1 protein-coding gene is annotated in these 1,421 nt (G+C 64.6%); it reads right to left on the bottom strand.

Translation table 11 applies throughout. The features are described from left to right. Positions 1-1,421, bottom strand: a 1,421-nt coding sequence (locus CK944_RS22090; protein ID WP_146038768.1) for a calcium-binding protein, incomplete at both ends; no start/stop codon positions are given.

The raw sequence follows: 1,421 nt of genomic DNA, 5'->3' as shown, positions 1-1,421 counted from the left end.
GTCGTCAGGTCGATGGTCCCGTCCGCGAACTGCAGCCGCTCGATGTTCTTCAGGAAGTCGGTGTCGTCGAACAACACCCCCCGGGTCGTCAGCGTGTCGGTGACCGAGATGAAGCCATCGCCGTTCACGTCATAGGCCGACTGGATGATGTTGCCGACCCGCTGGCCGCGGCCCTCGATGACATAGTCGGTCTGGTTTCCGCTGAACAGCGCCGTGTCCACCGCACCGGGCGTTTGGTCGCGGATCAGTTCACGGACGATGGACATGTCGCCGGGCTTGATCGTGCGGTCCAGCAGCAGCGACTGCAGCGACCGTCCCCCGAAGGCCGGGGCCAGGTCGAACCGCGGATTGCCGGCGCTGTCCGTCTGCCAGACCTTGCCGGCGAATGGGCCGCCCGCTGCCGTCTGGCCGTTCAGCGATTCCGCCGAATAGGTCTGGTTGCCGACCACGATCTTGATGCGCACGTTCAGCCAGGCATCGCCGTCGATCACATCGAACCCGCCCCGCCCCTGGATGAGGTCGGACCCGCCACCGCCCAGCAGCATGTTGCCATCCCGGAACATCACGCCGGCATTGCTGTAGGCAGCGGGGTTGAGTTCGGCCAGCGTGGCGCGCAAGCCTCCGAACCATTGGGTCATCCCGTTGATCCGCGCCAGGCCCGCGGCGTCGAGGACATGATCGCCGAAGTCCTCGTTCGGATCCAGGTCACCGGCGGTGGTCCCCCGGTTGTCGCCCCGGATCGTGTCGTTGAACTTCCACCCCGAGAAGCTTTCCATCATGTCGAAGCGGTCGCGCAGGATTTCGGCCGGGATCGAGGTGAAGATCCGGATGTTGGCATCCCAGTTCACGCCCGCAACGTCGTATTTGGCGATCGCCCAGTCGAAGCCGAACATGCCTTCGAACCGTTGGACGCCGATCCCCGAAAAGGCAATGTCGTCGCCTGACTCAAGGTCATAGTCCTGGTCGTTGCCCTGGCCCCAGGCGACATCATGGCCGATGATGGTCGAGTTGAAGAACAATTCGGAGTTGTCGCCCGAAATGACGTCGAAGCCCTCGCCGCCTTCGATCCAGTCATCGCCTTCGTTGCCCAGAAGGTTGTCCCCGCCCGAGCCGCCCAGGATGAAGTCGTTGCCGTCGCCACCGAAGGCCTCGGACCCATCCTGGCCGATCATGAGAGCGTCATGACCCTCGCCGCCGAACAGCAGGTTGATGCCGCGCGCCGCCGAGATCACGTCATTGCCGCGTTCGCCGCGCAGGAAGTTGTCGCCGAAGGGATCCTCGATGATGTCGTCGCCGTCGCCGCCGAAGACCTGGTCGGATTCCTGCCCGGCGTTGAGATAGTCGTCACCGCCGTCCCCCCACAGGGCGTCGATGCCCAGATCGCCCCGAAGGGTGTCGTTGCCTTCGGTCCCGCCAAGCAC

Source organism: Paracoccus sp. SY (assembly GCF_002901215.1).
GTDB classification, from domain to species: Bacteria; Pseudomonadota; Alphaproteobacteria; order Rhodobacterales; family Rhodobacteraceae; genus Paracoccus; species Paracoccus acridae.
This window is presented reverse-complemented; position numbering and strand designations above follow the sequence as displayed.